Annotated in this window: 23 protein-coding genes and 1 tRNA gene; 6 read left to right on the top strand and 18 right to left on the bottom strand. The window is 67.9% G+C overall.

From position 1 onward, the window contains the following. Window positions 1-95 precede the first annotated feature (95 nt). Window positions 96-605, bottom strand: coding sequence for a YceD family protein (locus MKK58_RS21880; protein WP_243914751.1), 510 nt, complete (start codon window positions 603-605; stop codon window positions 96-98). After that, window positions 602-1,225, bottom strand: coding sequence for a ubiquinol-cytochrome C chaperone family protein (locus MKK58_RS21875; protein ID WP_243914749.1), 624 nt, complete (start codon window positions 1,223-1,225; stop codon window positions 602-604). Before MKK58_RS21875 ends, MKK58_RS21880 begins: the two co-directional genes overlap by 4 nt. 203 nt (window positions 1,226-1,428) lie before the next feature. Between MKK58_RS21875 and MKK58_RS21870 the strand changes: the two genes are divergently transcribed. Together MKK58_RS21870 and MKK58_RS21865 are read left to right on the top strand one after the other, a co-directional pair. Then, window positions 1,429-1,926, top strand: a complete 498-nt coding sequence (locus tag MKK58_RS21870) for an outer membrane protein assembly factor BamE (protein WP_243914843.1) — start codon at window positions 1,429-1,431, stop codon at window positions 1,924-1,926. Window positions 1,927-2,053: 127 nt separating this feature from the next. Continuing rightward, window positions 2,054-4,504: a PAS domain-containing protein gene (locus MKK58_RS21865; RefSeq protein WP_243914747.1), complete on the top strand. Its 2,451-nt coding sequence runs from the start codon at window positions 2,054-2,056 to the stop codon at window positions 4,502-4,504. Between the two features lie 4 nt (window positions 4,505-4,508). Here MKK58_RS21865 and MKK58_RS21860 read toward each other — a convergent pair whose 3' ends face one another. From MKK58_RS21860 to MKK58_RS21830, 7 genes are all read right to left on the bottom strand, one after another. Continuing rightward, on the bottom strand, window positions 4,509-4,673 hold the full coding sequence (locus MKK58_RS21860; protein ID WP_243914745.1) for a hypothetical protein: 165 nt from the start codon (window positions 4,671-4,673) through the stop codon (window positions 4,509-4,511). A gap of 133 nt (window positions 4,674-4,806) precedes the next feature. Continuing rightward, window positions 4,807-5,493 (bottom strand): HAD hydrolase-like protein, encoded by a 687-nt coding sequence (locus MKK58_RS21855; RefSeq protein ID WP_279578493.1) that lies wholly within the window; start codon window positions 5,491-5,493, stop codon window positions 4,807-4,809. Further along, window positions 5,490-7,331, bottom strand: a complete 1,842-nt coding sequence (locus tag MKK58_RS21850) for a PAS domain S-box protein (RefSeq protein WP_243914743.1) — start codon at window positions 7,329-7,331, stop codon at window positions 5,490-5,492. Before MKK58_RS21850 ends, MKK58_RS21855 begins: the two co-directional genes overlap by 4 nt. Window positions 7,332-7,553: 222 nt before the next feature. Beyond that, on the bottom strand, window positions 7,554-8,645 hold the full coding sequence (locus tag MKK58_RS21845) for an alkene reductase (protein WP_243914741.1): 1,092 nt from the start codon (window positions 8,643-8,645) through the stop codon (window positions 7,554-7,556). A gap of 275 nt (window positions 8,646-8,920) precedes the next feature. Further along, window positions 8,921-10,018, bottom strand: a complete 1,098-nt coding sequence (locus MKK58_RS21840) for a glycosyltransferase (protein WP_243914739.1) — start codon at window positions 10,016-10,018, stop codon at window positions 8,921-8,923. 171 nt (window positions 10,019-10,189) lie between these two features. After that, on the bottom strand, window positions 10,190-10,342 hold the full coding sequence (locus MKK58_RS21835) for a hypothetical protein (protein WP_243914737.1): 153 nt from the start codon (window positions 10,340-10,342) through the stop codon (window positions 10,190-10,192). Between the two features lie 429 nt (window positions 10,343-10,771). Then, window positions 10,772-10,849, bottom strand: a tRNA-Pro gene (locus MKK58_RS21830). Between the two features lie 417 nt (window positions 10,850-11,266). On the opposite strand from MKK58_RS21830, the gene MKK58_RS21825 reads away from it, so the two are divergent. The 3 genes from MKK58_RS21825 (at window position 11,267) to MKK58_RS21815 (ending at window position 13,322) form a co-directional block, all read left to right on the top strand. Next, window positions 11,267-11,494 carry a hypothetical protein gene (locus MKK58_RS21825; protein ID WP_243914735.1) on the top strand — a complete coding sequence of 76 codons (228 nt, stop codon included), beginning with the start codon at window positions 11,267-11,269 and terminating at the stop codon, window positions 11,492-11,494. A gap of 194 nt (window positions 11,495-11,688) precedes the next feature. After that, a complete protein-coding gene (locus tag MKK58_RS21820) occupies window positions 11,689-12,618 on the top strand; it encodes a ring-cleaving dioxygenase (protein ID WP_243914733.1) in 930 nt (309 codons plus the stop codon). Window positions 12,619-12,707: 89 nt separating this feature from the next. Further along, entirely contained in the window at window positions 12,708-13,322 is a 615-nt protein-coding gene (locus tag MKK58_RS21815) for an alpha/beta hydrolase (protein WP_243914838.1), read from the top strand. Window positions 13,323-13,571: 249 nt separating this feature from the next. Here MKK58_RS21815 and MKK58_RS21810 read toward each other — a convergent pair whose 3' ends face one another. The 5 genes from MKK58_RS21810 to cyoA form a co-directional block, all read right to left on the bottom strand. Then, the gene (locus tag MKK58_RS21810; protein WP_243914731.1) at window positions 13,572-14,327 is read right to left on the bottom strand and encodes an SURF1 family protein; all 756 of its coding nucleotides are present in this window, start codon (window positions 14,325-14,327) and stop codon (window positions 13,572-13,574) included. Beyond that, on the bottom strand, window positions 14,327-14,725 hold the full coding sequence (gene cyoD / locus MKK58_RS21805) for a cytochrome o ubiquinol oxidase subunit IV (protein WP_243914730.1): 399 nt from the start codon (window positions 14,723-14,725) through the stop codon (window positions 14,327-14,329). Before cyoD ends, MKK58_RS21810 begins: the two co-directional genes overlap by 1 nt. Continuing rightward, window positions 14,722-15,354: a cytochrome o ubiquinol oxidase subunit III gene (gene cyoC / locus MKK58_RS21800; protein ID WP_243914836.1), complete on the bottom strand. Its 633-nt coding sequence runs from the start codon at window positions 15,352-15,354 to the stop codon at window positions 14,722-14,724. Before cyoC ends, cyoD begins: the two co-directional genes overlap by 4 nt. Before the next feature lie 25 nt (window positions 15,355-15,379). Then, window positions 15,380-17,383, bottom strand: coding sequence for a cytochrome o ubiquinol oxidase subunit I (gene cyoB / locus MKK58_RS21795; RefSeq protein ID WP_243914729.1), 2,004 nt, complete (start codon window positions 17,381-17,383; stop codon window positions 15,380-15,382). A 68-nt stretch (window positions 17,384-17,451) separates the two neighbouring features. Continuing rightward, entirely contained in the window at window positions 17,452-18,654 is a 1,203-nt protein-coding gene (gene cyoA / locus MKK58_RS21790; protein ID WP_243914728.1) for a ubiquinol oxidase subunit II, read from the bottom strand. 357 nt (window positions 18,655-19,011) lie between these two features. Here cyoA and MKK58_RS21785 point away from each other — a divergent pair, with 357 nt between their 5' ends. After that, the gene (locus MKK58_RS21785) at window positions 19,012-20,346 is read left to right on the top strand and encodes an MFS transporter (protein WP_243914723.1); all 1,335 of its coding nucleotides are present in this window, start codon (window positions 19,012-19,014) and stop codon (window positions 20,344-20,346) included. A 474-nt stretch (window positions 20,347-20,820) separates the two neighbouring features. On the opposite strand, the gene MKK58_RS21780 is transcribed toward MKK58_RS21785, so the two are convergent. The 4 genes from MKK58_RS21780 to MKK58_RS21765 all read right to left on the bottom strand — a co-directional run bounded on the left by MKK58_RS21780 (window position 20,821) and on the right by MKK58_RS21765 (window position 24,271). Further along, window positions 20,821-22,824, bottom strand: a complete 2,004-nt coding sequence (locus MKK58_RS21780) for a putative bifunctional diguanylate cyclase/phosphodiesterase (protein ID WP_243914722.1) — start codon at window positions 22,822-22,824, stop codon at window positions 20,821-20,823. Window positions 22,825-22,929: 105 nt separating this feature from the next. Next, window positions 22,930-23,274 carry a PilZ domain-containing protein gene (locus tag MKK58_RS21775; RefSeq protein WP_243914720.1) on the bottom strand — a complete coding sequence of 115 codons (345 nt, stop codon included), beginning with the start codon at window positions 23,272-23,274 and terminating at the stop codon, window positions 22,930-22,932. After that, window positions 23,267-23,566, bottom strand: coding sequence for a hypothetical protein (locus tag MKK58_RS21770; protein WP_243914719.1), 300 nt, complete (start codon window positions 23,564-23,566; stop codon window positions 23,267-23,269). Before MKK58_RS21770 ends, MKK58_RS21775 begins: the two co-directional genes overlap by 8 nt. A gap of 396 nt (window positions 23,567-23,962) precedes the next feature. Beyond that, entirely contained in the window at window positions 23,963-24,271 is a 309-nt protein-coding gene (locus MKK58_RS21765; protein ID WP_243914718.1) for a hypothetical protein, read from the bottom strand. Window positions 24,272-24,478: the final 207 nt, after the last annotated feature.

The following is a 24,478-nucleotide window of genomic DNA, read 5'->3' as shown; positions in this document are numbered from 1 at the left end:
TGCCCGGCGCGGCGGAAAATAACGATTGAGGCCGGTCGGGCAAACGAAATCTGAGCCCGTCCGCGAAAGCCTGCGCCGGCCCGGTCCCGACGGCGTCAGTCGTTGGCCGGCTTCAGGGCGCCGAGGGCGGCGAGCGGCGGCTCGTCTGTGTCCTCCACGTGCGGCGCGAAGGTGACCCCCGGTTTGCGCGGATAGGGATCGAGGCCCAGCGCCAGGAATTCGGCCGTGATGGAGCCGAAGTCGATCTTGCCGCCGATGATCGGATCGGGGACGTCGGCATCCTCCGCATCTGTGCCCTGGAGCCGGTCGGTATCCGTGAACAGCAGGTCCACGGGCTCGGAGACCGGCCCGTCGAAGGGGTCGAGGCTCACCGTGCAGACCTGCGTCACCGTCGCCGTCACGGTGCCGCGTACCCGGAAGGCCGAGGGCGGGCCGCTGGTCTCGTAGGTGCCCACGAGATCGCGGATGGCCGGAATCGCGAAGTCTCGCGCGAGTGCTGCGCATTCCTCGGGGCTCGCGGTCACGGTCAGGTGTCCGTCGCTGCGCCGGAGCCGGTCGACGCTGACGATCCGCGAGAGGGGACCGGTCTCATCCAGGCGGGTCATGGTGTCGTCCGTGTCGGTGTTGCGCCGGGCTCGTCGAGCGGTGCGAAGAAGGCTTTGGATTCGGGGAGGAAGGCTTCGGGGTCCGGAAAGCGCGGGCCTTCCCCGATGAGGTCGTCGAGGTCGGCCCGCGCCAGCGCATCGGCGGCCGCCAGGACGTAGTCGGTCAGATGCGCGGCGGCCTCGGGTGCTGCGAGCCCGAGGACGTTGCGGGCGAGCGCCGCCCGGAGCGCCGTCGCATCTCCGGCATCGAGGGCCGCGTCGTAGCCCTCGGCGCGGCCGTAGAACGCGGCCCCAAGCTTCTTCATGCGTTTGGGCACGCCGAAATCGCCGATGCCGGATTCGCGCAAGGACGAATCGAGCTGCAGGAACACCGAATTCACGAGGTCCTGCGCCACGTCCGCCGCCGGCTCCGGCAGACCGTTCAGGCGCCGCAGCACCAGGATGACGTGCAGGATCAGGCATTCGAAGCGCCCCTCCAGCGTGTCGGGCACCCCGAGCCCGGTATAGAGGCCGGGCCGGCGCGCGGCCGAGTTGACGCGCAGGTGCAGCGTCTCGATCAGCCGTTCGCGGGGGCCGAGTCGGCCCCAGGCGCGCAGGCGTGCCACGAGATCGCCGATCACGCGCCGCCTCCCCGCGTCGCGGTGGAGGGAGGGATGTCGGTCGGCGGCTGTGGCCGGGCTTGCCTTGTCAAAACCATAACCCCGCGTTACGGCAGCGAACGGTCAAGGTGCAACCTCCATCGGGATTCTTCGAAGGCCTCGGTGCCGGGGTGGGGATCGGGGCCATGCACGCGTTCAGTTCCTCGCAAGCTCAAGGGTGGCCGATGTCGCGCCGTCTCGTCTCGTCGCTCGCTCGCCTCGCCGTCCTCGGCGTGATCGGAGCCGGTGTGTCCGGCTGCATCGGCGAGGACATCCGCCACGGCTACCAGATCGACCAGGCGGCGCTGGCCACGGTGAAGCCCGGCATGAGCGCCGAGCAGGTGCTGCAGATCTTGGGCACGCCCTCCACCGTCTCCACGGTCGGCAACAAGTCCTGGTACTACATCAGCCAGAACACGCGCCGCACGGTCCTGTTCCTCGGCGAGCAGGTCGAGGACCAGAAGGTCACCGCCGTCTACTTCACCTCCGCCTTCAAGGTCGAGCGGGTCGCGCTCTACGGCCTCCAGGACGGCAAGGTGTTCGACTTCATCGAGCGCACCACCCCGACCAGCGGCGCCGACCGCGCCTTCCTCAGCCAGCTCTTCCGCGGCCTGACCAAGTACGAGCCGTTCGGCAGCGGGTCCGGCACCAGCATCGTTCCGGGCGCCAATCGCGGCCTGTAAGCCGGCGGACCCGTCCGGGTCGCCCGGCGCACAGGGCCCCCTTTCATGAAGCGCGCGGCGGGCCGGGGATGCCGCTGCGCGACGCGGCGCGAGCCCCGTCGCTCAAGTCTGTGCAGGATGCTCGTCGATGCCGTCGCGCGATGGATTCCTGATCGAGGGCGGTGAGACCGGAGCGCTCCTGCGCGCCTTCGACTGGTCCGCCTCGCCCCTCGGCCAGCCGGCGGACTGGCCCCAGGCCCTGAAGACCCTGGTCGGCGTCATGCTCGGCTCGCAGCAGCCGATGCTGATCGTCTGGGGGCCCGACTACGTCACCCTCTACAACGACGGTTATGCCGCCATGTGCGGGGCGCGCCACCCCGCCGCCCTCGGCGGTTCCTTCCGCCACCTCTGGCACGACATCTGGGACCAGGTGGAGCCGATCCTGGCCCGGGCCTATGCGGGCGAGGCGACGCATATGGACGGCATCGCCTTCATCATGCACCGCAACGGCTACCCGGAGGAGACGTACTTCTCCTTCGGCTACACGCCGGTCCGCGACGATGGCGGCCGGGTCGCCGGCATGTTCTGCGCCTGCGCCGAGACCACGGGGCGGCTCCAGGCCGAGCGCGAGGCCAGTGCCGAGCGCCGCCGCCTGGAGCAGCTCTTCGCCCAGGCCCCGAGCTTCATGGCGGTCCTGCGCGGGCCGCAGCATCGCTTCGAACTCGCCAACCCGGCCTACATGCGCCTCGTCGGCGACCGGCCGGTGATCGGCCGGACGGTGGCCGAGGCCCTGCCGGACGCAGTCGCGCAAGGATATCTCGACCTCCTCGACACCGTCTATCGCAGCGGCGAGGCCTTCACAGCCACGGCCTCGCCGCTCACTCTTCAGGTGGAGGCTGGCCGCCCGGAGAGCCAGCGCTATCTCGACTTCGTCTACCAGCCGATCTTCGGCGACGACGGCACCGTCACGGGCATCTTCGTGGAGGGGGTCGACGTCACCGACCGGGCGCTGGCCGAGATCGCGCTGCGCCGGAACGAGGCGGAGCTGCGCTTCCTCAACGCCGACCTCGAACGCCAGGTCATCCTGCGCTCGCACGAGCGCGGTCTGACCTGGCAGGTCAGCCCCGACCTCCTCGGCGTGTTCCACCCGGACGGCTACTTCGAGCGCCTGAACCCGGCCTGGGAGATCGTTCTCGGCTGGACGGAATCGGAGATCGCGGGCCGTTCCGTGCTCGAACTGATCCATCCCGACGATGCGGGCCGGAGCCGTCAGGCCATCGACGCGCTGCGCGCGAACATGCCGGTGTTCCGTTTCGAGAACCGCTACCGCACCCGCGACGGCCGTTATCGCTGGATCTCCTGGACGGCCGTGCCGGAGGGCGGGCGCGCCTATTGCAGCGGGCGCGACATCACCGAGGACAAGGCGCGGGAGGCCGCCCTCGACCAGGCTCAGGAGGCGCTGCGGCAGGCGCAGAAGATGGAGGCCGTGGGCCAGCTCACCGGCGGCGTCGCGCACGACTTCAACAACTTGCTCACCGTGATCAAGTCCTCAACCGATCTCCTGAAGCGGCCGGGCCTGCCCGAGGAACGGCGCGCGCGCTACGTCGACGCGATCGCCGACACCGTGGCACGCGCAGCCAAGCTCACGGGCCAACTTCTCGCCTTTGCCCGCCGCCAGGCCCTCAAGCCCGAGACCTTCAACGCCATCACCAGCGTCACGGCGATCAGCGAGATGGTGGGGACTCTCACGGGCGCCCGCATTGAGATCGTGCTGGAGGTTCCCGACGCCCCCGCCTACGTCCACGCCGACCCGAGCCAGTTCGACACGGCCCTCGTCAACATGGCGGTGAACGCGCGCGACGCCATGGATGGCCACGGGCGGCTGACGATCCGTGTCCGGACGGTAGAGGGCATTCCGCCCCTCGGCATCGGCATGGGCGCCTTCGTGGCGGTGTCGCTCACCGATACGGGCGGCGGCATCGCGCCGGATGCGCTGCACCGGATCTTCGAGCCGTTCTACACCACCAAGGGCGTCGGCCAGGGCACGGGCCTCGGCCTCAGCCAGGTTTTCGGGTTCGCCAAGCAATCGGGCGGGGAGGTCCTTGCGGAGAGCGTGCCGGGCCGGGGCGCCACTTTTACTCTCTACCTGCCGCGCATCGCGGACGCGGTTCCGGCCGAGGCGGCGCCGGAGGAGGCCGAGCCGCTCACGGACGGGCACGGCACCTGCGTGCTGGTGGTGGAGGACAACCCGGAGGTCGGCGGCTTCGCCACCCAAACCCTGGCGGAGCTCGGCTACCACACGGTCTGGGCCACCAATGCGGCCGATGCCCTGCTCCAGATCGAGAAGATTCCCTACCGGTTCGAGGTGGTGTTCTCGGACGTGGTCATGCCGGGCATGAACGGGATCGAGCTCGCCAAGGAGATCGCCAAGCGCCGCCCCGACCTGCCGGTGGTTCTGGCCTCCGGCTACAGCCATGTGTTGGCCGAGGAGGGCAGCCACGGCTTCGAATTGCTGCACAAGCCCTATTCGGTGGAGCAGCTCTCGCGGGTCCTGCGCCGGGCGGTGGCCCGGAGCCGCCGCGAGCGCCTGCGTTCCTGAGGGCCTAGCGGGCCCCGGCGCTGCTGCGGTCCAGGCGGGCGAGCAGGCTCGCGAAGTGCTCCGTCACCGCCTCCTCGGGCTGGGCCGCGTAGGTCGCCTGGAGACCGCCCGCGAGGCTCGCCACCAGCGGATGGGACCGCACGACGCGCAGCGACCGGCGTGCGGCCACGCCACGGTCCGGTAAGCCTACGGCGCTGGCGGCGCTCGACGAAAGCAACTTGTCCATGGCAGGGACCCCTCGAACCCGGCTCGGCCGACGTCGGAGGTCAACGTGCCGCCGGCGGGGCCGATCCGGCAAGACGTCACGGGGTGTCCGCGCGCGGTTCCTCGCGGGCTGTGGCACCATCGCCACGGGGCGCCAGGGTCTTCGCGATCTCCCCGGGTGCCCGGAACAGCCAAGCGGGTCGGCCTGCCGCCAGGGCGTCCGCGCGCGTGTAACCCCAGGCCACGGCAGCGAAATCGCAGCCCGCCTCTGTCGCCGCCGCGTGGTCACGGAGTTCGTCTCCGACATAGAGCACCTCGGACGGCGCGAGTCCGGCCCCCCGGATCAAAGCGCGCAGGCGCTTGCCCTTGGCGAACAGCGAAGCCCCGCAGGCATAGGTGTCGAAGCGTCCGGCCGACACCGGACCGAGGGCTTGGCGGATGTTGGCTTCGCGGTTCGAACTCAGGATCGCGAGCCGCAGGCCAGCGGCGTCGAGATCCGCCAGCATCGCGGGGATGCCGGGAAAGGGCGGGATCCCGGCGATATCCCGCGTCGCCAGCCGGTGCATGTGCCGGGTGATGAAGGGCAGCTTCCAGGCCGGGATGCCGAGGTGGCGGACGATCCCGCGGGCATCCATCCCGCGCAGGGCGTGCGTCTCGTGCGCGGCGATGCGGCGGAAGCGGTAGCGGTCCGCCACGTCGTTGATGACGGAAGTGAACCAGGGAAAACTGTCGGCCAGGGTGCCGTCGAAGTCGAAGGCGACGAGCCGATACCGGGGGTGGATCAAGAGCCGAGGTTGTCCACGGGCACGACGAGGCGCATCACCAAGCCGTCCGGCGCCCAGTCCTGCTCCAGGGCGCCGTCGAGCTGGCCGGCCACGCTGCGCTGGGCCAGCACCGTGCCGAAGCCCTGCCGGGTCGGCGGTCCGGTGACGGTCGGGCCGCCGCGCTCGGCCCAGGTCAGGGTGTAGGTCGACCCTTCCCGGCGACCGGTCAGCAGCACGCTGCCGGCCTCCGTGGAGAGGCCGCCATACTTCATCGCGTTGGTGGCTTGTTCATGCATGATCAGGGCGAGGGCCGTCGCGGTGCGCTCGCCCACGGCGACGTCGTCACCATCGATCACGATGCGCTCGCGGCCATCCTGGGTGTAGGCGGCCATGATCAGCCGCATCAGGCCGAACAGCGTCTGGCCCTTCACCGCCGGCGCGCTCGCGGGCGAATGCGGCCGCACGTATTCGTGGGCCTGCGCCAGGGCCCCGAGGCGCTCGCGGAAGGCGGTGACGAAGGGGCGGGCCGCCGGGTCGGTGCGTGCCGAAAGCCCGGCGATGCCGCCCACCACCGCGAAGATGTTCTTGATGCGGTGGGACAGCTCCTTGATCAGGAGATCGCGTGCCTCCTCCGCGCGTTTGCGCTCGCGCAGGTCGCGGGTCACCGTGGCGTAGCCCACGAAGGCGCCATCCGCGTCGCGCACCGGGAAGATGTTGTAAAGGACCGCGATCCCCTCACCCGTCGCGAAGTGGCGGAAGGCGAGTTCCCCCTCCCACCAGCCCTGCCGCTCCACCGCCGGCAGCACCGTGCCGGTGACCACCGCCTGGCTCTCGGGCATGAAGTAATCGGTGACGTGGGTGCCGGCGACCGCCGCGATGTCGGGTAGCCCGACGAGGCGGCGCCCGGCCTCGTTGATGTGCTGGACGAAGCCTGCCCGGTCGGCCATGCCGATGAAGTCCTGGGATTGCTCGACGATGGCGGCAAGCTTGCGCGCCTCGCCCTCGGCGCGCTTCAAATCCTCGATATCCGTGCAGGTGCCGAACCAGCGCTCGATCCGCCCGTCCGCATCGTAGAGCGGCATCGCGCGGCCCAGCGTCCAGCGATAGGTGCCGGAATGGTGGCGCAGGCGGTACTCCACCTCGTAGGGCTCGCCGGTGGCGAGGCTGTGCCGCCAGCGCGTCCAGGCCCGCTCCTGATCCTCGGGATGGAACATGCCGTTCCAGCCCTCGCCGTCCGTCGAGCCGTACGGGACCCCGGTGAACGCGTACCAGCGGTCGTTGTAGAAATCGTGGTAGCCGTCCGGCAGCGTGGTCCAGACCATCTGGGGCATGGCCGCTGTCATCACGCGGAAGCGCCGCTCGCTCGCCGCCAGATCCGCCTCGCGCGCATCGACCTCGCCTCGGGTCCGGGTCAACTCGATCAGCGTCGAGACCTGACGGGCGAGCGCCTCCAGGGTCTCGGTCTGAACGGCGGTCAGCCCGTCGGGGCGCGCGTCCCGGTCGAGGACACAGAGGGTCCCGAGGGGCATCCCGGAGGGGGCGCGGACGATGGCCCCGGCGTAGAAGCGCAGGCGCCGATCGCCGGTCACGAGAGGGTTGTCGCGCGTGCGCGGATCTTGGATCAGGTCCGGGATGACGAGGAGCTCTCCGGCCTCGATCGCGTGCGCGCAGATCGACATCCGGCGAGGGGTCTCGGGCAATTCGAACCCGACGCGGGCCCGGAACCATTGACGGTCTCGCTCGACCAGACTCACCAGGGCGATCGGAGCCCCGCAGACCAGGGCGGCAATGCGCGTCAGGTCGTCGTAGCGGGTCTCGTTCCCGTCCGACTCAAGGTCGAGGCTGCCGAGCTCCGCCAACCGCTCCGCCTCGGTCCATCCAGTAGTCGAGACTGAGCAGGTGAAGGTCGAAGGCAAACGTCGTCATCCTCGTCGGTCGTTACACATAGGTGCTCTCCGGCGCCTGGGGTAGCGCTCGAACGCGCAATCGTGACCTATGATGAATACCGCCGCCGCATCCGTGTGCATGGGGCCGCCCTCCGATGCCGGTGCACCGGAGGGCGGCCGGTCTTCAGGCCGTCCTCAGGCCGCCTTGGCCGTGTCGAGGGTGGGATAATCGACGTAGCCCTCGGGGCCCTGGCTGTACCAAGTCTTCGCCTCGTCCTTGTTCAGGGGGGCGTGCTTGGCGAGGCGCTCGGGCAGGTCCGGGTTGGCGATGAACGGGCGTCCGAACGCGATGGCGTCGGCCTGACCCGCGTCCAAGGCCGCCTGAGCCCGGGGACCGTCGTAATCCGAGTTGAGGATCAGGGGACCGTCGAACGCGGCCTTCATCGTCGGAGCGACCGGCGGATGGTTGGCGGTGCCGAAGGTGCCGTTCGGGCCCGGTTCGCGCAGCTCGAGGAAGGCGATGCCGATCTTCGAGAGGGCGGCCGCCGCGGCACCGAACAGGGCGTCGGGGTTCGAATCGTCGACGCCCTGGATGGCCCCGTTCGGCGACAGGCGCACGCCCGTGCGGTCCCGGCCGACGGCGTCGGCGACCGTCCGGGTCACCTCCGCGAGCAGGCGGATGCGGTTCTCGATGGAGCCGCCATAGGCGTCGGTCCGGAAATTCGAGCCGTCGCGCAGGAACTGGTCGATGAGGTAGCCGTTCGCCGCGTGAATCTGCACGCCGTCGAACCCGGCCGCGATGGCGTTGCGGGCGGCGCGATCATAATCGGCCAGCAGGCGTGGGATCTCGTCGACGGAGAGTGCCCGGGCTTCCGCGTAGGGCTTCTTGCCCGCGTAGGTGTGGGCGGCGTCCGGCGCCGTGGTGGCCGAGGCCGAGACCGGCTTCTCGCCGCCGAGGAAGTCGGGGTGGACGATGCGGCCCATGTGCCAGAGCTGGCAGACGATCTTGCCGCCTGCCTCGTGCACGGCCTGGACGATCGGCTTCCAGGCCTCGACCTGCTCGTCCGACCAGATGCCAGGCGCGAAGGGCCATCCCAGGCCCTCCTGCGAAATGCCGGTGGCCTCCGTCAGGATGAGGCCGGCGCCGGCACGCTGGCGGTAATACTCCACCATGATCGGGGTCGGCACGTGCTGGGCGGTGGCGCGGCCCCGGGTGAGCGGCGCCATGAAGACGCGGTTCTTGGCGTCGATCGCGCCGATGCGGATCGGGTCGGACAGGCTGGGCATGCGGGAGACTCGCGTTGTTTCAAGGACAAACGGACGGCGCAGGGCACTTGGGCCGGCCCGTCAACGCTGTCATTTGGGGACGTCGCGAATCGAGGCCAGACGGCAGGGCGGCCCGCCCACGCAAGCTTGTGCGAGGGCGCACGTATCGATTCCCGATGCCGGAACCCTCGCCGCCGTCAGCGGCTCGCCGAACTCGATGCGGGCGTTGTCTCGACGCGCGCCCGGGTCGGTCGCGAACGGATCGGGCCGGAATGCCGTCTCCGGGCTCCGTGCCGTCAGGCGCCGGCCGAGAGCTGCGCCTCGAAATCGGACAGGACGGACGATCGCGCGAGCTTGTGGTAATAGTCGAACGACCATCCGGTCTCGACATCGACGCCTCGACCGTCTCGCAACCCGGAGATGAACGCGTTGAAGCGCGTACGTTCCTCGGCCACCAGCTTCATCGTGGTGGCCCTGACGTAGTCCGGTGGAATGTTGCGGCTCTTCATGGCCGCCACCCCGTCCCGCACGGCGCGGGGATCGTCGTCCACGATCAGCGTCGTCTCGGGATGGAAGAACGTATCGCGTCCCCCGCGGCTGCGGGTGGAGACGACCGGCAGGCCGGCCAGGAGATACTCGATGCTCGCATACATCGCGCCTTCGAGCTTCGAGAGGCAGAGGCCCACATGCGCCGAGGCCATGGCCTCGTTGACCGCGACGTGGCTCATCAGAACGATGCCATCATCGACGACGTCGTTCAGAATGGCGTGTCCGCGCGGCATCGTACGGACGAAGTTCTGGAGTTGCTGATGCTTGAGCTGTGCGGGCCAGTGGCTGAACATCTTCGTCACGTAGGCGCAGCTTGGCACGAGCCGGGCCAGATCATGCCGTTTGAAGGGCGCGAGCTGCGCGTTGTAGATCGCATCGAACCTTCGTTCGTGACCCGGCAGCGGGTGATACATGGTCTCGTTGACGAACATGTTCTGTGGCGCGAATTGCACCGCGACCCCGAGACGACGGAGAATCTGTTCCTCGTCCCGGGTATTCGCCATCATGATCATGCGCGCATGCGGATACTGCTTTTGAAATCGGCGATGCTGCACGGCGAGGGACAGGGCAAAGATCCGGCGCTCGAGACTCATGGTGATCGGAACCAGGAACACCAGGGGTTTGTCGGCGAACCGGCGCGCGAAGTAATGGGCTGCGCCGAATGGCCAAGGCTGCGGCTGACAGCAGAAGATGATCGGATCGCGACTGAGCACATGTCCCATGACCGGCGTGCCGGGCTGCCAGTTCTGGTAGGGCCGCGTGAACAGGCCGCGCAGCCCGGCCAAGTCCTTCATGACGGGCACGCCGAACAGAAACGGGTACCTCAGAAACTGCAGGTTCAACATCGTGGGGCAGCTCGTTGCACCGTCAAAGGGCGTCGGGTTGATGCCGCAGCATAGAATTCGCGGATGTAGACGGTCGTCGAATTTCCGTCCAGCGGAACGTGATCGCGCCGTCTTCCTGAGATAATATTGGAATCGCCGGCTATTTCCGCCAGTATTGAATTCCGCTGCACGCTACTTTCTATGGTGCCATGGATAGAAAGCGACCATGATGATGGCGATCAGCGCCGTCAGCATCAGAACGTTGCCCTGCACCAGCGCATAGGTGAAAAGGCCCACCGAAACGACGGTGATCCCTACCATCAGCGCGAGCACGAACATGTTCATCGGCTCAGGGGTTCCTTGCCCGTTGAAGACGAGACGGTCGCGGTGTGACGGTTGAACGAGACTGCATAGGGCAAAACCGCGCCCGCCGCTCCATGCTGGCTTTCCGTCTGGCCTTCCACGGCATCGGCCTTTCCGGAGGATCGATCCGCCACATCGAATCTCCGGTGATCGGACATCTCGGGAGTCCGGGAGGCTGTCTATCACGCAGGCGTCGGGCCGCGCCATGCCACGGTGAAGCGCGAGCAGCCCTGTCCGACTTATGCTGGGCCGAGATCCAGACCGCACGCGCGGTCGTCTGACGGACCGCAGAGTGATCGCGCCGAGCCACTCCGAACGAGATCGGCGGCATCCTCGAAAAATCTGATAAAACGATGTTCCGCGCGCCTCCAGGGCGGCGATGATCGAAGCCCCGATGGGGCAGGCTTCGAATGGTCGGAGCGAGAGGATTCGAACCTCCGACCCCTAGTCCCCCAGACTAGTGCGCTAACCGGGCTGCGCTACGCTCCGACGCCCCTAAAGGCAGGCGGGTCTTAGCTTTTGGCCCCCGGCGACGCAACCCCCTCGGCAGGCTCGCCGCCAAAAATCGGCAGGGGTCTCGGCGGCGGCGTGGCGGCCCGGGTCGTCGGACGACCGCGCGTCCGCCTGTATTCGGGTAGGACTTGCCTGGTATCGGTGCGGTCGCCGATCACTCGTGCGCGACGGGGTGGACCGGTATCCGCCCCGCGCTGCGGAGGAGGACGCGGCGTCGGCAAGCGCGCGTGCGGGGCGGATCTCGGGCCCCCGTGGTCCGGGACTCGCATTCCAGAGCCGCATACGAGCCGTGCGCAATCCGACCTCGGATTTGGCCATCGTGTCGGAGGATGAAAGACCCCGGTCGCGCGTTGCCCTGTCTGAGCACCGGAGACAACCCTGAGAGGAACGAACATGGATGTCAGCCTCGTCGCGATGAACAATGAGGCCAACCGCATCGCCTCGGAGCGCCTGCTCGAGCAGCTGCGCGACGAGGGTCTGCACTATCGGCTGTGGGTCACCGGAACGCCCGCGGGCGACACCCTGCACATGCGGGTCGACCGGCTCTGTCCCCGGATGCGCGAACGGATCGGAAAGGTGATGCGTGGGCGCGGGCTGAGGCTCGACATCACCGGGGCGTGACGCGCCGCTGCGTCCTCGATCGTCCGGCGGTGCACTCGTGAGGCAGGCCGAGGGGTCGCACGCATTCCCTAGGCGCGTTTTTCGAAACGATGTGTTTCCATCGTTTCCATTTTCGCGGGACGCCGGAGATCGCATCTTCCTGACATCGCGGCACGGTCGAGACGACGCGGAGCCGCCGGCCAGGAGAGCGTCCCATGTCCCAGAACGGCATCCATCACGTCACCGCCTTTTCCGGTGCCGCCGCCCGCAACCTCGACTTCTATACGGATACCCTCGGGCTTCGGCTCGTGAAGAAGACCGTGAACTTCGACGATCCGGGCACCTATCACCTCTATTACGGTGACGAGACCGGGCGTCCCGGCACGATCCTGACGTTCTTCCCGATCACGCACGCGGCCCCCGGCCGGGTCGGAATCGGCGAGACGCAGGAGACGGCCTTCCGCGTGCCGCGTTCGTCCATCGGCTGGTGGACGCATCGATTCGTCGAGAAGGGCATCACCCACGAGGCCCCGGCGCGCGCCTTCGGTGAGCCGATTCTGCGCTTCCGGGACCCGGACGGCTTGATGCTCGCGCTCATCGGGGTCGAGGCTCCCGGGGACGATCTCGCCTGGACGGGGGGCGCGATTCCGGCCGAGCATGCGATCCGGGGTTTCCACGGCGTCACCCTGCTGGTGCGCGAGGCCGGCCCAACGGCCGCGATCCTCACGGACGTGTTCGGCTTCGCCGAGGCCGGGCGCGAGGGCGTCGCGACCCGCTATGCCAGCGGTGCCGAGGCCGGTGGCTTCGTCACCCTGCGGGCCGTCGGCGAATTCCTGCCCGGCCGGCAGGGGGCCGGCTCGGTCCATCACATCGCCTTCCGGGCGGCGGACGATGCCGCGCAGAGTGCGATGGTGGCCAAGCTCACGGGCACGCACGGGCTCGGCGTCACCGAGCAGCGCGACCGCCAGTACTTCCGCTCGGTCTACTTCCGTGAGCCCGGCGGCGTGCTGTTCGAGATCGCCACCGATGTCCCGGGCTTCGGCGTGGACGAGCCGGTAGATGCCCTCGGCCGCGCGTTGAAGCTGCCGGCCTTCCTCGAACCGCACCGGGCGCAGATCGAGGCGCGCCTGCCCCAGGTCGCATAATCCTGACGCCGTCCGAAAAATCTGGGGCCCACGCCGAACGGCATGGGCCCCGCCTTCGCCTTCACGAGACCGCCGTGACCGACACAGCCATGACCGACACCGCCCTCGGCTTCATCCATCGCTTCGTGCCAGCCACCGCGGCCGCGGCGCCGCCCCTGCTGCTGCTCCACGGTACCGGCGGCGACGAGAACGATCTCCTCTCCCTCGGGCGGACGCTGGCGCCCGGCACTGCCCTCCTCGCCCCGCGCGGCCCCGTGCTGGAGAACGGCATGCCGCGCTTCTTCCGCCGCCTCGCCGAGGGCGTGTTCGACGAGGCCGACATTCGGCGGCGCGCGGCCGACCTCGCCGACTTCGTCGCGCGGGCACGGGCGGCTTACGGCCTCGTCGCACCGGTGGCGGTCGGGTTCTCGAACGGCGCCAACATCGCCGCGGCCCTGCTGCTGCTGCACCCGGACGTCCTCGCCGGCGCCGTGCTGCTGCGGCCGATGCTGCCCTTGACCGAGTCCGCGCCCGTCGATCTCGCGGGCCGGAAGGTCCTCATGCTGTCGGGTGCCGCCGACCCGATCGTGCCGGCCGCCAACGCCGCCGCCCTGGCGCAGCGTCTGCGTGACGGCGGCGCCCGGGTCAGCCACGAGACCCTGCCCACGGGCCACGGCCTGTCGCAGGCAGACGTGGCGCGGGCGAGTGCCTGGCTCGCCGCCTGAGGCTCTTCGCCGGGGATCGCGCCGGGCCTTCGGGCGGAGATTCGGGGCCCTGCGACGTTTTGTGACGATGACCGCTCTCGCGTCGTGGTCACGGCCGCCGTTCCTATGGTCGGTCCGTCGCCTCCGCGCTGCCGATGGCCGACGCCCTCGCCCACGGTCCGGAGGACGCGCGGATCATCCAGGTCTATGGCGGCTACGCTCCCTACGCCCATCGCTGCTGGCCGAACTGAGCCGCGTTCCCGCGCGCGACTACCGTGCCGCGCGCCGCCTCGCCCGGCGCGCGTCCGCCAGCGTGTAGACGAGCGCGCCCGCGACCATCAGGGCGAGGACGTACCAGGTGATCGCGTAGACGAGGTGGTTGTCGGGAAACGCCACGATGGTCAGGCCGCCCACCGGCCAGCCGCCGGGATTGGGCGTCGCGTCGGCATCGATGAAGTAGGGGGCCGCGCGGGTGAGGCCGCGCGCCTCGGCGATGGCGGCGACGTCGCGCGAGTACCAGCGCCCGCCGGCCGGATCGTTCTTGCGCAGGAAGCCGCCGCCGGGTTCGCTCAGGCGCAGGAGGCCCGTGACCGTGGTCGGCCCCGTGCCGCCGGGCTCCGGGCGGCTCGTCGGATCGCGCCGGTCCGCCGGCACGAAGCCGCGATTGATCAGCAGGGCGGTGCCGTCCGCGCGTTCCAGGGGCGTCATCACCCAGAAGCCGCCGCCGAGGTCGGTCACGGCCTGGACCAGGGTCTCGCGATCGTGGCGCAGGCGCCCCGTGGCCCGGACCCGCCGGTAGGCATCGGCCCCCGGGGTCAGGCCGGCCCATTCGGCCGGTCCCGGTGCCTCGGCCGGATCGGCGTGGATGCGGGCCTCCACCTGCGCGATCAGCGCGTGCTTCCAGGCCCGGCGCTGCACCTGCCACGTTCCGAGGGCGGTGAGGCCGGCCACCAGGGCCAGCCCGACGATGCCCAGGATGACGAGTCCGGCGCCCGAGGGGCGCCGGGCCGTTCCGCCCGCGCGCATCAGCGCGTGTGCATGTGCATCGGCATCATGTTGGTGTTGAGGTGGTACATGACCCAGAGCGAGCCCGTCAGGGTGATGATCACCAGGGTCAGGGTGAAGATCAGGGCCAGGATGGTCCAGCCACCCTCCGACTTCGTGTTCATGTGCAGGAAGTAGATCATGTGGACCACGATCTGCACCACCGCGAAGCCCATGATCACGAGGCCGGTCAGGCGGTCGTTGCCCAGGACGTCGCCCATCACCAGGATGAACGGGATCGCCGTCAGGATCACCGACAGGACGAAGCCCGTCATGTAGCCCTTGAACGAGCCGTGGGACTCGCCGTGGTCGCCATGCGCCGCGTCGTGCGCGTGCGCATCGTGTCCGGACGCGGGCCCTGCGTTCGACGCGGCGCTCATTGCAGGACTCCCATCAGGTACACGAAGGTGAAGACGCCGATCCAGATCACGTCGAGGAAGTGCCAGAACATGCTGAGGCAGAGGAGCCGGCGCTTGTTCTCGGGCACCAGCCCGCGCCGGTGCACCTGCACCATCAGGGTCACCAGCCAGACGATGCCGAGGGTGACGTGCAGGCCGTGGGTGCCGACCAGAGTGAAGAAGGCGGAGAGGAAGGCACTGCGCTGGGGCGTCGCCCCCTCGTGGATGAGGTGCTGGAACTCGTAGAGTTCCAGGCCCACGAAGGCGATGCCGAACAGGCCGGTGACGGCGAGCCAGAGCTGGCAGCGGGCGAGGTAGCCCCGCTCCATCTCCAGCATCGCGAAGCCGTAGGTGATGGAGGAGAAGAGCAGCATCGAGGTGTTCAACGCCACCAGCGGCAGGTCGAACAGGTCCTTAGGCGACGGCCCGGCCGCGTAGTTGCGCCCCACCACCGCGTAGGTGGCGAACAGGGCCGCGAAGATGAGGCAGTCGCTCATCAGGTAGAGCCAGAAGCCGAGCATCGTGCTCCCTTCCGGGTGATGCTCGCCCTTGGCGTCGTAGAAGGCCGTGGAGTCGACCGGGTTCTTCCCGGCCGCTCCGACGGCGTTCATGGCGATGGAGTGGGATGCCATGGTCTCAGACGCGCTCCGCCATCAGGGCTGTCCGCTGGCCTTCCGTCCGGATGACCTCGTCGGCCGGGATGTAGAAGTCGCGGTTGTAGTTGAAGGTGTGGCCGATGGAGACCACCGCAATCGCGAGGAAGCTGAAGGCGGCGAGCCACCAGATGTACCAGATCATCGCGAACGAGAAGATGATGCTCAGGATCCCGAGGATCAGGCCCGTGGCGGTGTTCTTCGGCATGTGGATCGCCTTGAACCCGGTCAGCGGACGGCTGTAGCCGCGCTTCTTCATGTCCCACCACGCGTCGTGGTCGTGGATCACGGGCGTGAAGGCGAAGTTGTAGTCCGGCGGGGGCGACGAGGTCGCCCATTCCAGCGTCCGGCCGCCCCAGGGGTCGCCAGTGGTGTCGCGCAGCTGGTCGCGCCGGATGAAGCTGATCACGAGGGTCATCGCGAACGAGGCGATGCCGCACAGGATCAGCAGGGCGCCGAAGGCCGCGATCACGAACCAGATCTGGAGCGACGGGTCGTCGAAGTGCTGGACGCGGCGGGTCACGCCCATCAGGCCGAGCACGTAGAGCGGTGCGAAGGCGAACCAGAAGCCGAAGAGCCAGAACCAGAACGAGACCTTGCCCCAGAACTCGTCGAGCTTGAAGCCGAAGGCCTTGGGGAACCAGTAGGTGATGCCGGCGAGCATGCCGAACAGCACGCCGCCGATGATCACGTTGTGGAAGTGGGCGATCAGGAAGAGCGAGTTGTGCAGCACGAAATCGGCCGGGGGCACGGCGAGGAGCACGCCGGTCATGCCGCCGATGGTGAAGGTCACCATGAAGCCGACCGTCCAGAGCATCGGCACCTCGAAGCGGATGCGGCCCTTGTACATGGTGAACAGCCAGTTGAAGATCTTGGCGCCCGTGGGGATCGAGATGATCATCGTCGTGATGCCGAAGAACGAGTTCACGGATGCGCCCGAGCCCATCGTGAAGAAGTGGTGCAGCCAGACGAGGTAGGACAGGATCGTGATCACGACGGTGGCGTAGACCATTGAGGCGTAGCCGAAGAGGCGCTTGCTGGAGAAGGTCGAGACGATCTCGGAGAACACGCCGAAGGCCGGCAGGATCAGGATGTAGACCTCCGGGTGACCCCAGATCCAGATGAGGTTCACGTACATCATCGGGTTGCCGCCGAGGTCGTTCGAGAAGAAGTGCGTGCCGACGTAGCGGTCGAGGGACAGCAGCGCGAGAACGGCCGTGAGGATGGGGAAGGCGGCGACGATGAGGATGTTGGTGCAGAGCGCGGTCCAGGTGAAGACCGGCATCTTCATCATGGTCATGCCCGGGGCCCGCATCTTCACGATGGTGGCGATGAGATTGATGCCCGAGAGCAGGGTCCCGATGCCGGCGATCTGCAGGGCCCAGATGTAGTAGTCGACGCCGACGCCTGGGCTCATGGCGGGTCCCGAAAGCGGCGGATAGGCGAGCCAGCCGGTGCGGGCGAACTCGCCCACGAACAGCGAGGCCATCACCGTCACGGCGCCCGAAACCGTCATCCAGAAGCTGAAGTTGTTGAGGAACGGGAAGGCCACGTCGCGGGCCCCGATCTGGAGCGGCACGACGAAGTTCATCAGGCCCGTGACCAGCGGCATCGCCACGAAGAAGATCATGATCACGCCATGCGCCGTGAAGATCTGATCGTAGTGGTGCGGCGGCAGGTAGCCCTCGACGTCGCCGAAGGCCATGGCCTGCTGGGCGCGCATCATCAGCGCGTCGGCAAAGCCCCGCAGCAGCATGACCAGCGCCAGAACGATGTACATGATGCCGATCTTCTTGTGATCGACGGAGGTGAACCAGTCACGCCAGAGGGTGCCCCAGAGGCGGAAATAGGTGAGCGCGCCGAGCACCGCGACGCCGCCGAGACCGACCATCGCGAAGGTGACGAGGAGGATCGGCTCATGAAGCGGCACGGCATCGAGCGTCAGGCGCCCGAACAGGAGCTTCTGGAGATCCGGATTGGAGAACATGGGGCCTGCTCTTGAGAGGAGTTTGCTCGTGAGAGGAGTCTGTGACGCGGGCGGCGTGAGCGTCCGCGTTATCTGTTCAGCTGGCCGGGCGCGATCGAATCGGAGCCCTTGGAGTCCTTGCCGTCGCCGGCCGGACCACCATGGCCCTGGTGACCGCCATGGTCGTGGCCCGAATGCTCCGGGGCCGAGCCCGGCTTCACTGCGGGGGTATTGGCTTTCGGCTTCATGCCCTCGGGCTGCTCGGGGCTGCGCGATTCGCGGCCCGAGCCGCCGACCGTGGCGGCCGGCGCCTCCACGCCTTCCTCGGCGTAGCGGTTGTCGTATTCGAGGCGCTGGCGGTTGCCGTGGCTCTCCTTGCCGGCGCCGCCCATGGCGTCGATGTGCATCATCTCGTTCATGCACATCTTGCCGGGGATGACGCACATGTTGAGAACGGCGCCGTAGAGGCCGTCCTCCACCGAGGAGAAGTACCGCACCGGCTCGCGCTCGCTCGGCTTCTCGAGCTCGATGTACGATTGCCGGCTGAGGGGCTTACCCTCGGCCTTCACCTTGGCGACCCAACTGTCGAAGCCGGCCTGGTCGAGGCCGTGGAATTTGAAGTTCATCCGCGAGAAGCCGGAGCCGCTGTAATTGGCCGAGAGGCCCTCGTAGATACCGGCTTTGTTGATCACGGCGTGCAGCTTCGTCTCCATGCCGGCCATGGCGTAGATCTGCCCGGCCAGCGCGGGGATGAAGAACGAGTTCATGACGGTGGCGGAGGTGATCTTGAACGAGATCGGAACGTCGACCGGCGCCGCCAATTCGTTGACCGTGGCGATGCCCTGATCTGGGTAGAAGAACAGCCATTTCCAATCGAGTGCGACGACCTCGACCGTCAGGGGCTTCACGCCCGCGGCCAAGGGACGCTCGGCGTCGAGGCGACTCAGGGGGCGGTAGGGATCTAGGGTGTGGGTGCTGATCCAGGTCAGCGCGCCGAGCGCGATGACGATCACCAGCGGGGCCGACCAGATCAGCACTTCGAGCTGCGTCGAGTGGTGCCAGTCCGGGTCGTATTCGGCCTCCTTGTTGGCGGCGCGGTAGCGCCAGGCGAACAGGAGCGTGAAGGCGATGACCGGGATGATGATGAGGAGCATCAGGCCCGTGGAGGCCAGGATCAGGTCGCGCTGCCGGGCGGCGATGTCGCCGGAGGGCTGCATCAGGACCATGTTGCAGCCCGAGAGCAGGCCGAACAGCGGAAGGAGCACGAGGTTACGAAGGAATTTGACGGGCATGGACTCGTCTGGCGCGATCTCGGTGGGGTCGCCTCCCCTCCCGGTCCCATCGGTCCCGGGTGGGAGACGCCGCGTCTCACTGCGCTGCATCGCATCAAAATGACAAGCGAAATGCGTCGCGTCTGAACAGCGCTGTGATCATAGCGCGTCGGGATTGCATTTCGGGAAGGGTCCCATTTCGCTATAGGCTAGGGCCGCCGCATTCTGTTAGGTGGTTCGTCTGGGACCCGGTCGCGCTGCGCTTTGCCGCAGACGAATCGCGCGCCATAGGCGTTCCTCACGATCTAATGGGGCATTGCGCGGAGGTTGCCGCGCCTGATTCGGCCCCGAACGGATGCAGCGAGCACGGTTCCTTCGATGAGCGCAGAATACGCAGTGCCTTCCTCGTCGTCGCTGGAGCGCGACGCCCACGAGGTCTCCAGCGACCACCGCGTCGCCCCGGGCGAGATCGCGATCGGCGTGGTGATCGGGCGGGCGGCCGAGTACTTCGACTTCTTCGTCTACGGGATCGCCTCGGTCCTGATCTTCCCCGGCGTGTTCTTCCCGTTCGCCGATTCCCTGACCGGAACGCTCTACGCCTTCGCGATCTTCGCGCTGGCCTTCGTCGCCCGGCCGATCGGCTCCGTCCTGTTCATGGAGATCGACCGGCGGCACGGACGCGGCGTCAAGCTGACGATCGCGCTGTTCCTGCTCGGTGGCTCGACCATGGCGATCAGCTTCCTGCCGAACTACAACCACCTCGGCGCCGCCGCGATCTGGCTGCTCGCGGCCTTCCGCATCGGTCAGGGTGTCGCGCTCGGCGGCGCCTGGGACGGCCTCGCATCGCTCCTGGCCCTCAACGCGCCCGAGAAGCAGCGTGGCTGGTACGCGATGATCCCGCAGCTCGGCGCCCCCGTCGGCTTCATCCTCGCCAGCGCCCTGTTCGCGTTCTTCCTCGCCAACCTCTCCACCGAGGACTTCCTCGACTGGGGCTGGCGCTACCCGTTCTTCGTGGCCTTCGCGATCAACGTGGTCGCCCTGTTCGCCCGCCTGCGCCTCGTGGCCACCGAGGAGTTCTCCCGCATGCTGGAGATGCAGGAACTCGAGCCGACCCCGGTCCTCGAAGTGCTGCGCTCGCATGGCCGCTTCGTGCTGATCGGCGCGGTGGTGCCCCTGGCGAGCTTCGCTCTGTTCCACCTCGTCACCGTCTTCCCGATCAGCTGGATTCACCTGTTCACGAAGCGCAGCGCGGGTGAGTTCCTGCTGGTGCAATGCGCGGGCGCGTTCCTGGCGGCGGGCACCATCGTGGTCTCCGGCCTGATGGCCGACCGAATCGGCCGGCGCACCCAGGTCGGCGTCGCGGCGGCCCTGATCCTGCTGTTCGCGGTGGCCAGCATCATCGCCCCGATCGTGTTCGGCGACAGCGAACTCGGACAGACGATCTACGTCCTGGGCGGTTTCGCCCTTCTGGGACTCTCATACGGGCAGACCTCCGGCGCCGTTACCGCCAATCTCGGTTCGCGCTACCGCTACACCGGTGCGGCGCTGACCTCGGATCTGGCCTGGCTCATCGGTGCTGGCTTCGCGCCACTGGTGGCGCTCAGCGTGTCGAGCCGGTTCGGCTTGTCCTGGGTCGGCGTATACCTGCTGTCCGGCGCCGTCGCGACCCTGTGCGCCCTGGGTTTCAACCGCCGCGAGACGGCACGCCTGTAACGAACCCTTTGAGCCGGCGAGCGATGCTCCCGGCCTGAGCGCGATCCCATCGGCCCGAAAGGCCGGCGGCGTTCGGCCGAACGCTGGACCGACAGCAGCTACGAAAAACCCGCCTCGGCCGAAGCCGGGCGGGTGAAGGTGTGCGTCACTGTTCCTGGGAAGGAACGAACGTATTCTTTCACGTGGTATGCCAGGATTGAAAGCCCCGATACCCCTCCCGAGCGACAGGTCGGCCGGATCGAAACAAAAACCCGCCGCGGCCGAAGCCGGGCGGGACAAGGATCGCTTTGGGAGGAAAGCGTAGTTCGGTTCTACGCCAGCGTCCGGGCGACGCCAGCCACAGCTTTGCAGTTCTGGTATGCCAAGAATGCGGAGCACGATCGGAGGCATGGTTTCGATCGAATGCGGTGGCTCGTTCGGCATGGAGCGACGTAACGAGCCTTTGCGTCGGTTGGCCCCACCACCGTCTTCGCATCAGGCCGCGTCGAGAACGAGCCTGGGCTGGAGATTCAGCGCCGCCGCCGCCGGCATCGGCCGGCCGAGGTGATAGCCCTGCAGGAACGGGCATCCCATCTCCGTGAGGGTCCGCAGGTCGGCCTCGCTCTCGATGCCCTCTGCGACCACCTCGAGGTCGAGGGCGCGGCCCAGGCTGAGGACGGCCTGGATCATGCCGCGCTGATCCTCGGATTCGCTCAGGCCCGTCACCAGGCTGCGGTCGATCTTGACGCGCCGTGTCCCCAGGCGGCGCAGGGACGCGAGCGAGGAGTAGCCGGTCCCGAAATCGTCGAGGGCGATGCGGATGCCCGCTTCCGTGAGTGCGGCGAGCTTGCTCTGGACGGCCTTGATGTCGAGGGCCGTCTCCTCGGTGATCTCGATCTCGAGCCGAGGCGGTGGAAGGCCGAGAGCCTGGAGGCGCTGGAGGACGATCTCGTCGACCGGGATCTGCGCCATTTCGCGCGGCGACACGTTCAGCGCCACGCTCACGTCGTCCCGGCCCTCCCGGGCCAGGGCGACCATCAGGTCGCAGGCCCGTTCGAGGATGAAGCGCAACAGGGATTCCGTCAGGCCCGACAGCGCAGCGGCCGTCAGGATCTCGGGCGGCGCGATCCAGCCGTGGGCGGGGTGGCGCCAGCGCAGGAGTGCCTCGAAGCACGCGACCCGCTGGTCGCTCCGCCGGTAGATCGGCTGGAACCACACCTCCAGGTTCCCGTCCGTGAGAGCCTGGGGCAGGTCGCGCTTGCTGTCGCGGCGGATCGTGGCGCGCGCGCGCAGCGCCTCGTCGAAGGTGTGGTAGCGGTTGCGACCGGACGCCTTGGCGACGTAGAGGGCCTCGTCGGCGCAGCTCAGCATCTGGGTCAGGGTGGTGCTCGTCAGGGAGCAGACGCCGATGCTCAGGCCGAGCCGTCCGGCATCGAACGTCTCGAAGCGATCCGCCACGGCCTGGATCAGGCGATGGGCCAGATCCGCGGGCGCGACCGCTCCGCCCGTCAGGGGATAGAGAATCGCGAATTCGTCCCCGCCGAAACGCGCCGTCAGGCAGTTTGGGGGCAGCACATCCTCGATGCGCCGCGCCACCTCGATCAAGACCCCGTCGCCGCGCTTGTGTCCGTAGAGGTCGTTGACCGACTTGAATCCATCGAGGTCCAGGAGCAGCAGGCAGCATTCGGTGTCGCCGCCGACGATCGCCTCCGCCTTCCGTTCGAAGCCGGCTCGGTTGAGCAATCCCGTGAGACCATCGTGCATGGCCCGGTGGCTCATCTGGTCGGCCAGTTCCTGGGCGCCGGCATGGGCCCGCTCGCTCGCCAGGGCCAGGGCGCGGGCCTCGTGCTTCAGTCCGCTCGATTCGCGAAAACTGCGCTCCGTCTTCGCCGCACTTCGAACGAGGGCGAATAGGTAAAGCAGGACCGTCGCAGCCAGGCACAGGCTCTCGAACTCGCCCTGAGCGACGAGGCAGCCCGCCACGGACAACAGCGGGGGCACGATGAAGCAGGTTGGGATACGGGCGTAGGCGATCCCATGCGTCACCGCCCCCGCGGTGATGCCACAGGTCACCGTCAGGTAGAACATCGCATGGGTCGAGCGATAGCCGTCGCAGAGGACGGGCAGGCAGGCCCAGACCAAGCCGGACAGGAAGGCGATGATGCAGGCGAGACGCAGGTGCTCGTCGATCGACCGTTCCGCCGCCTGCGCCATCTCCGGTGGCATCCCCTCGGACAGGGACAGCCCGAGGCAGGGGGCGCGGCAAAGGGCGATGCGAAGGAAGTTGACGCTCGTCGAGGCCGCGAACCAGGTCGCCCCGAGCATGCCCATACCGGTATGGACAGCGACCAGGGTCGCCGTGAGGCCGAGAAGCATATTGATGGGGATTGCGTTCAGGACGCTGGATCGAACGGCTTCCAGCTGATCCCGGCGAATTTGCTTGCCGAGACCGCGATCCGCGCCGTCGAGCACGCTCGCTGCGTGATGAAGCTTCGGCATGGCCATACCTTTCACTGGCGGGTCATAGCCGGGAAGATCGTAACGGTTCGTTGACGTAGATGATCGCGGCCAGCCGCGAGCCCTCGAGCGCGTGCGGTTCCCCTCCTACTCGACCACGAAGGCCACGCCGATCTCGCTCGGGCTCCGCCAGGCGACGCGGGCCCGCAACTGCTCGGCTCCCACGCACAGGACGAACGTCTCTGGAATGCCGAGCACGCTGAGGACCTTCAGGCGGGCGCCCCCCTCGGAACGGTCCACCAGGGTGCAACTGACCGGACTCCCGAACTCCGTCCGGATCAGCGCCGCACTCGAGGCCGGGTAGCGCGGGCTGGAGCGTTTTTCCGCGAATCCGGCGCCGGTTCGGGAGGCTGCCGAGATCTCGGCGTGGCAGCGCTCCGACCAGGTCCCGGCGGCGAGGGAGGAGGCGCCCTCCGCCGCATCCTCAGCCATTCCGTGCTCCGGCGGGCGGCTCGCATCCCGAATCGGTGACGTCGCAGTTGAACCAGGCCGTGATCACCTCGTCGTTGCGCGAAACGGCCTTGCACGGCAGCGCCTTCTCGAAGGAGAACGAGTACAGGATGAAGTCGCCGGGAACCGCATCGGCATCGATCATCACGAGACGCGCTCCGAGATCCGTCGCCTCCTGGATGACGCACCCCTTGTGGGTGTGTTCGTCGATCGCGATGAAACCGAACAGATTCTGCGGGTCGGGCTCGATGTGGTTCCAGGCTCGCGCGGTCATGCTTCCATCTCCGGATCAGGGACGAACGAGACATATCGATCTGCACATTCGCTCCGAAATTGTTTCAAGCGTGCGAATTTAGCAACTCAAATACGAATTATTCGGAGATTTCGCTCCCGCGGAGTCGGTTCGACAGGCGCGGGGCCTTGCCCGCGGCGCGCCGCGTTCCGCTCCCCATCACCGAACAGTGACGCGCGGGGACAATGGGATCGTTCGAGACGCCGTAGGTCGATGGCGCGCGCGCCCGCATACCGAGCCGTATCGAACGACGCCGACAGTGAAGGCGCAATCCGCCGGAACGATTTCGGAGCGGTGATCATCGCGTTCGTCGTGCGAGAGCCGATCCGAACAGCCGAGAGCACCGAACTCCGGCTGTTCTCGGGATCGCAGTGGATCTCAGGTCTGCGCGGCCGACTTCTCCCAACCCTTACGGCCTTCGACCATCCCGTTCTGGAGGAAATGCAGGAGCGGGTTGACCCGGATCGCCGCGACATCCGGATTGGCATCCAGGTAGCCCCGCGTGCTGAAGTCCGGACCCGGATCGTTCCGGTCCTTCCAGCCGATCAGGAGATAATGTTCCACCGGGCTGAGTTCGTGGTCGGCAACGTGCGGGTACTCCCTCAGGTAGTATCCCTCGTCGAAGAACCGCAGGACGGGCTTGCGGCGTGACAACCCGCCAATTTTCCGAACGAAGTTGAGTGCCATGAACGGTATGACCTTCGCCTGTGACGTCCCGCAGCCCTTGGTCCCGGCACATCGTGACGTCGAATCGTCACGGATACGGTAGCGTCCCTCTGTTTGCGGTGCACGCACTTTTGCTGTCGTGCGAAAACCTCCGGTTTCCGGTAATGGGTGCGCCGGCCCTTTCGCGATCACTTGCGCCGGGCGAACACGCGAAGGTGGTCGGCGAAC

Source organism: Methylobacterium sp. J-078 (genome assembly GCF_022829285.1).
Classification (GTDB): domain Bacteria; phylum Pseudomonadota; class Alphaproteobacteria; order Rhizobiales; family Beijerinckiaceae; genus Methylobacterium.
This window is presented reverse-complemented; position numbering and strand designations above follow the sequence as displayed.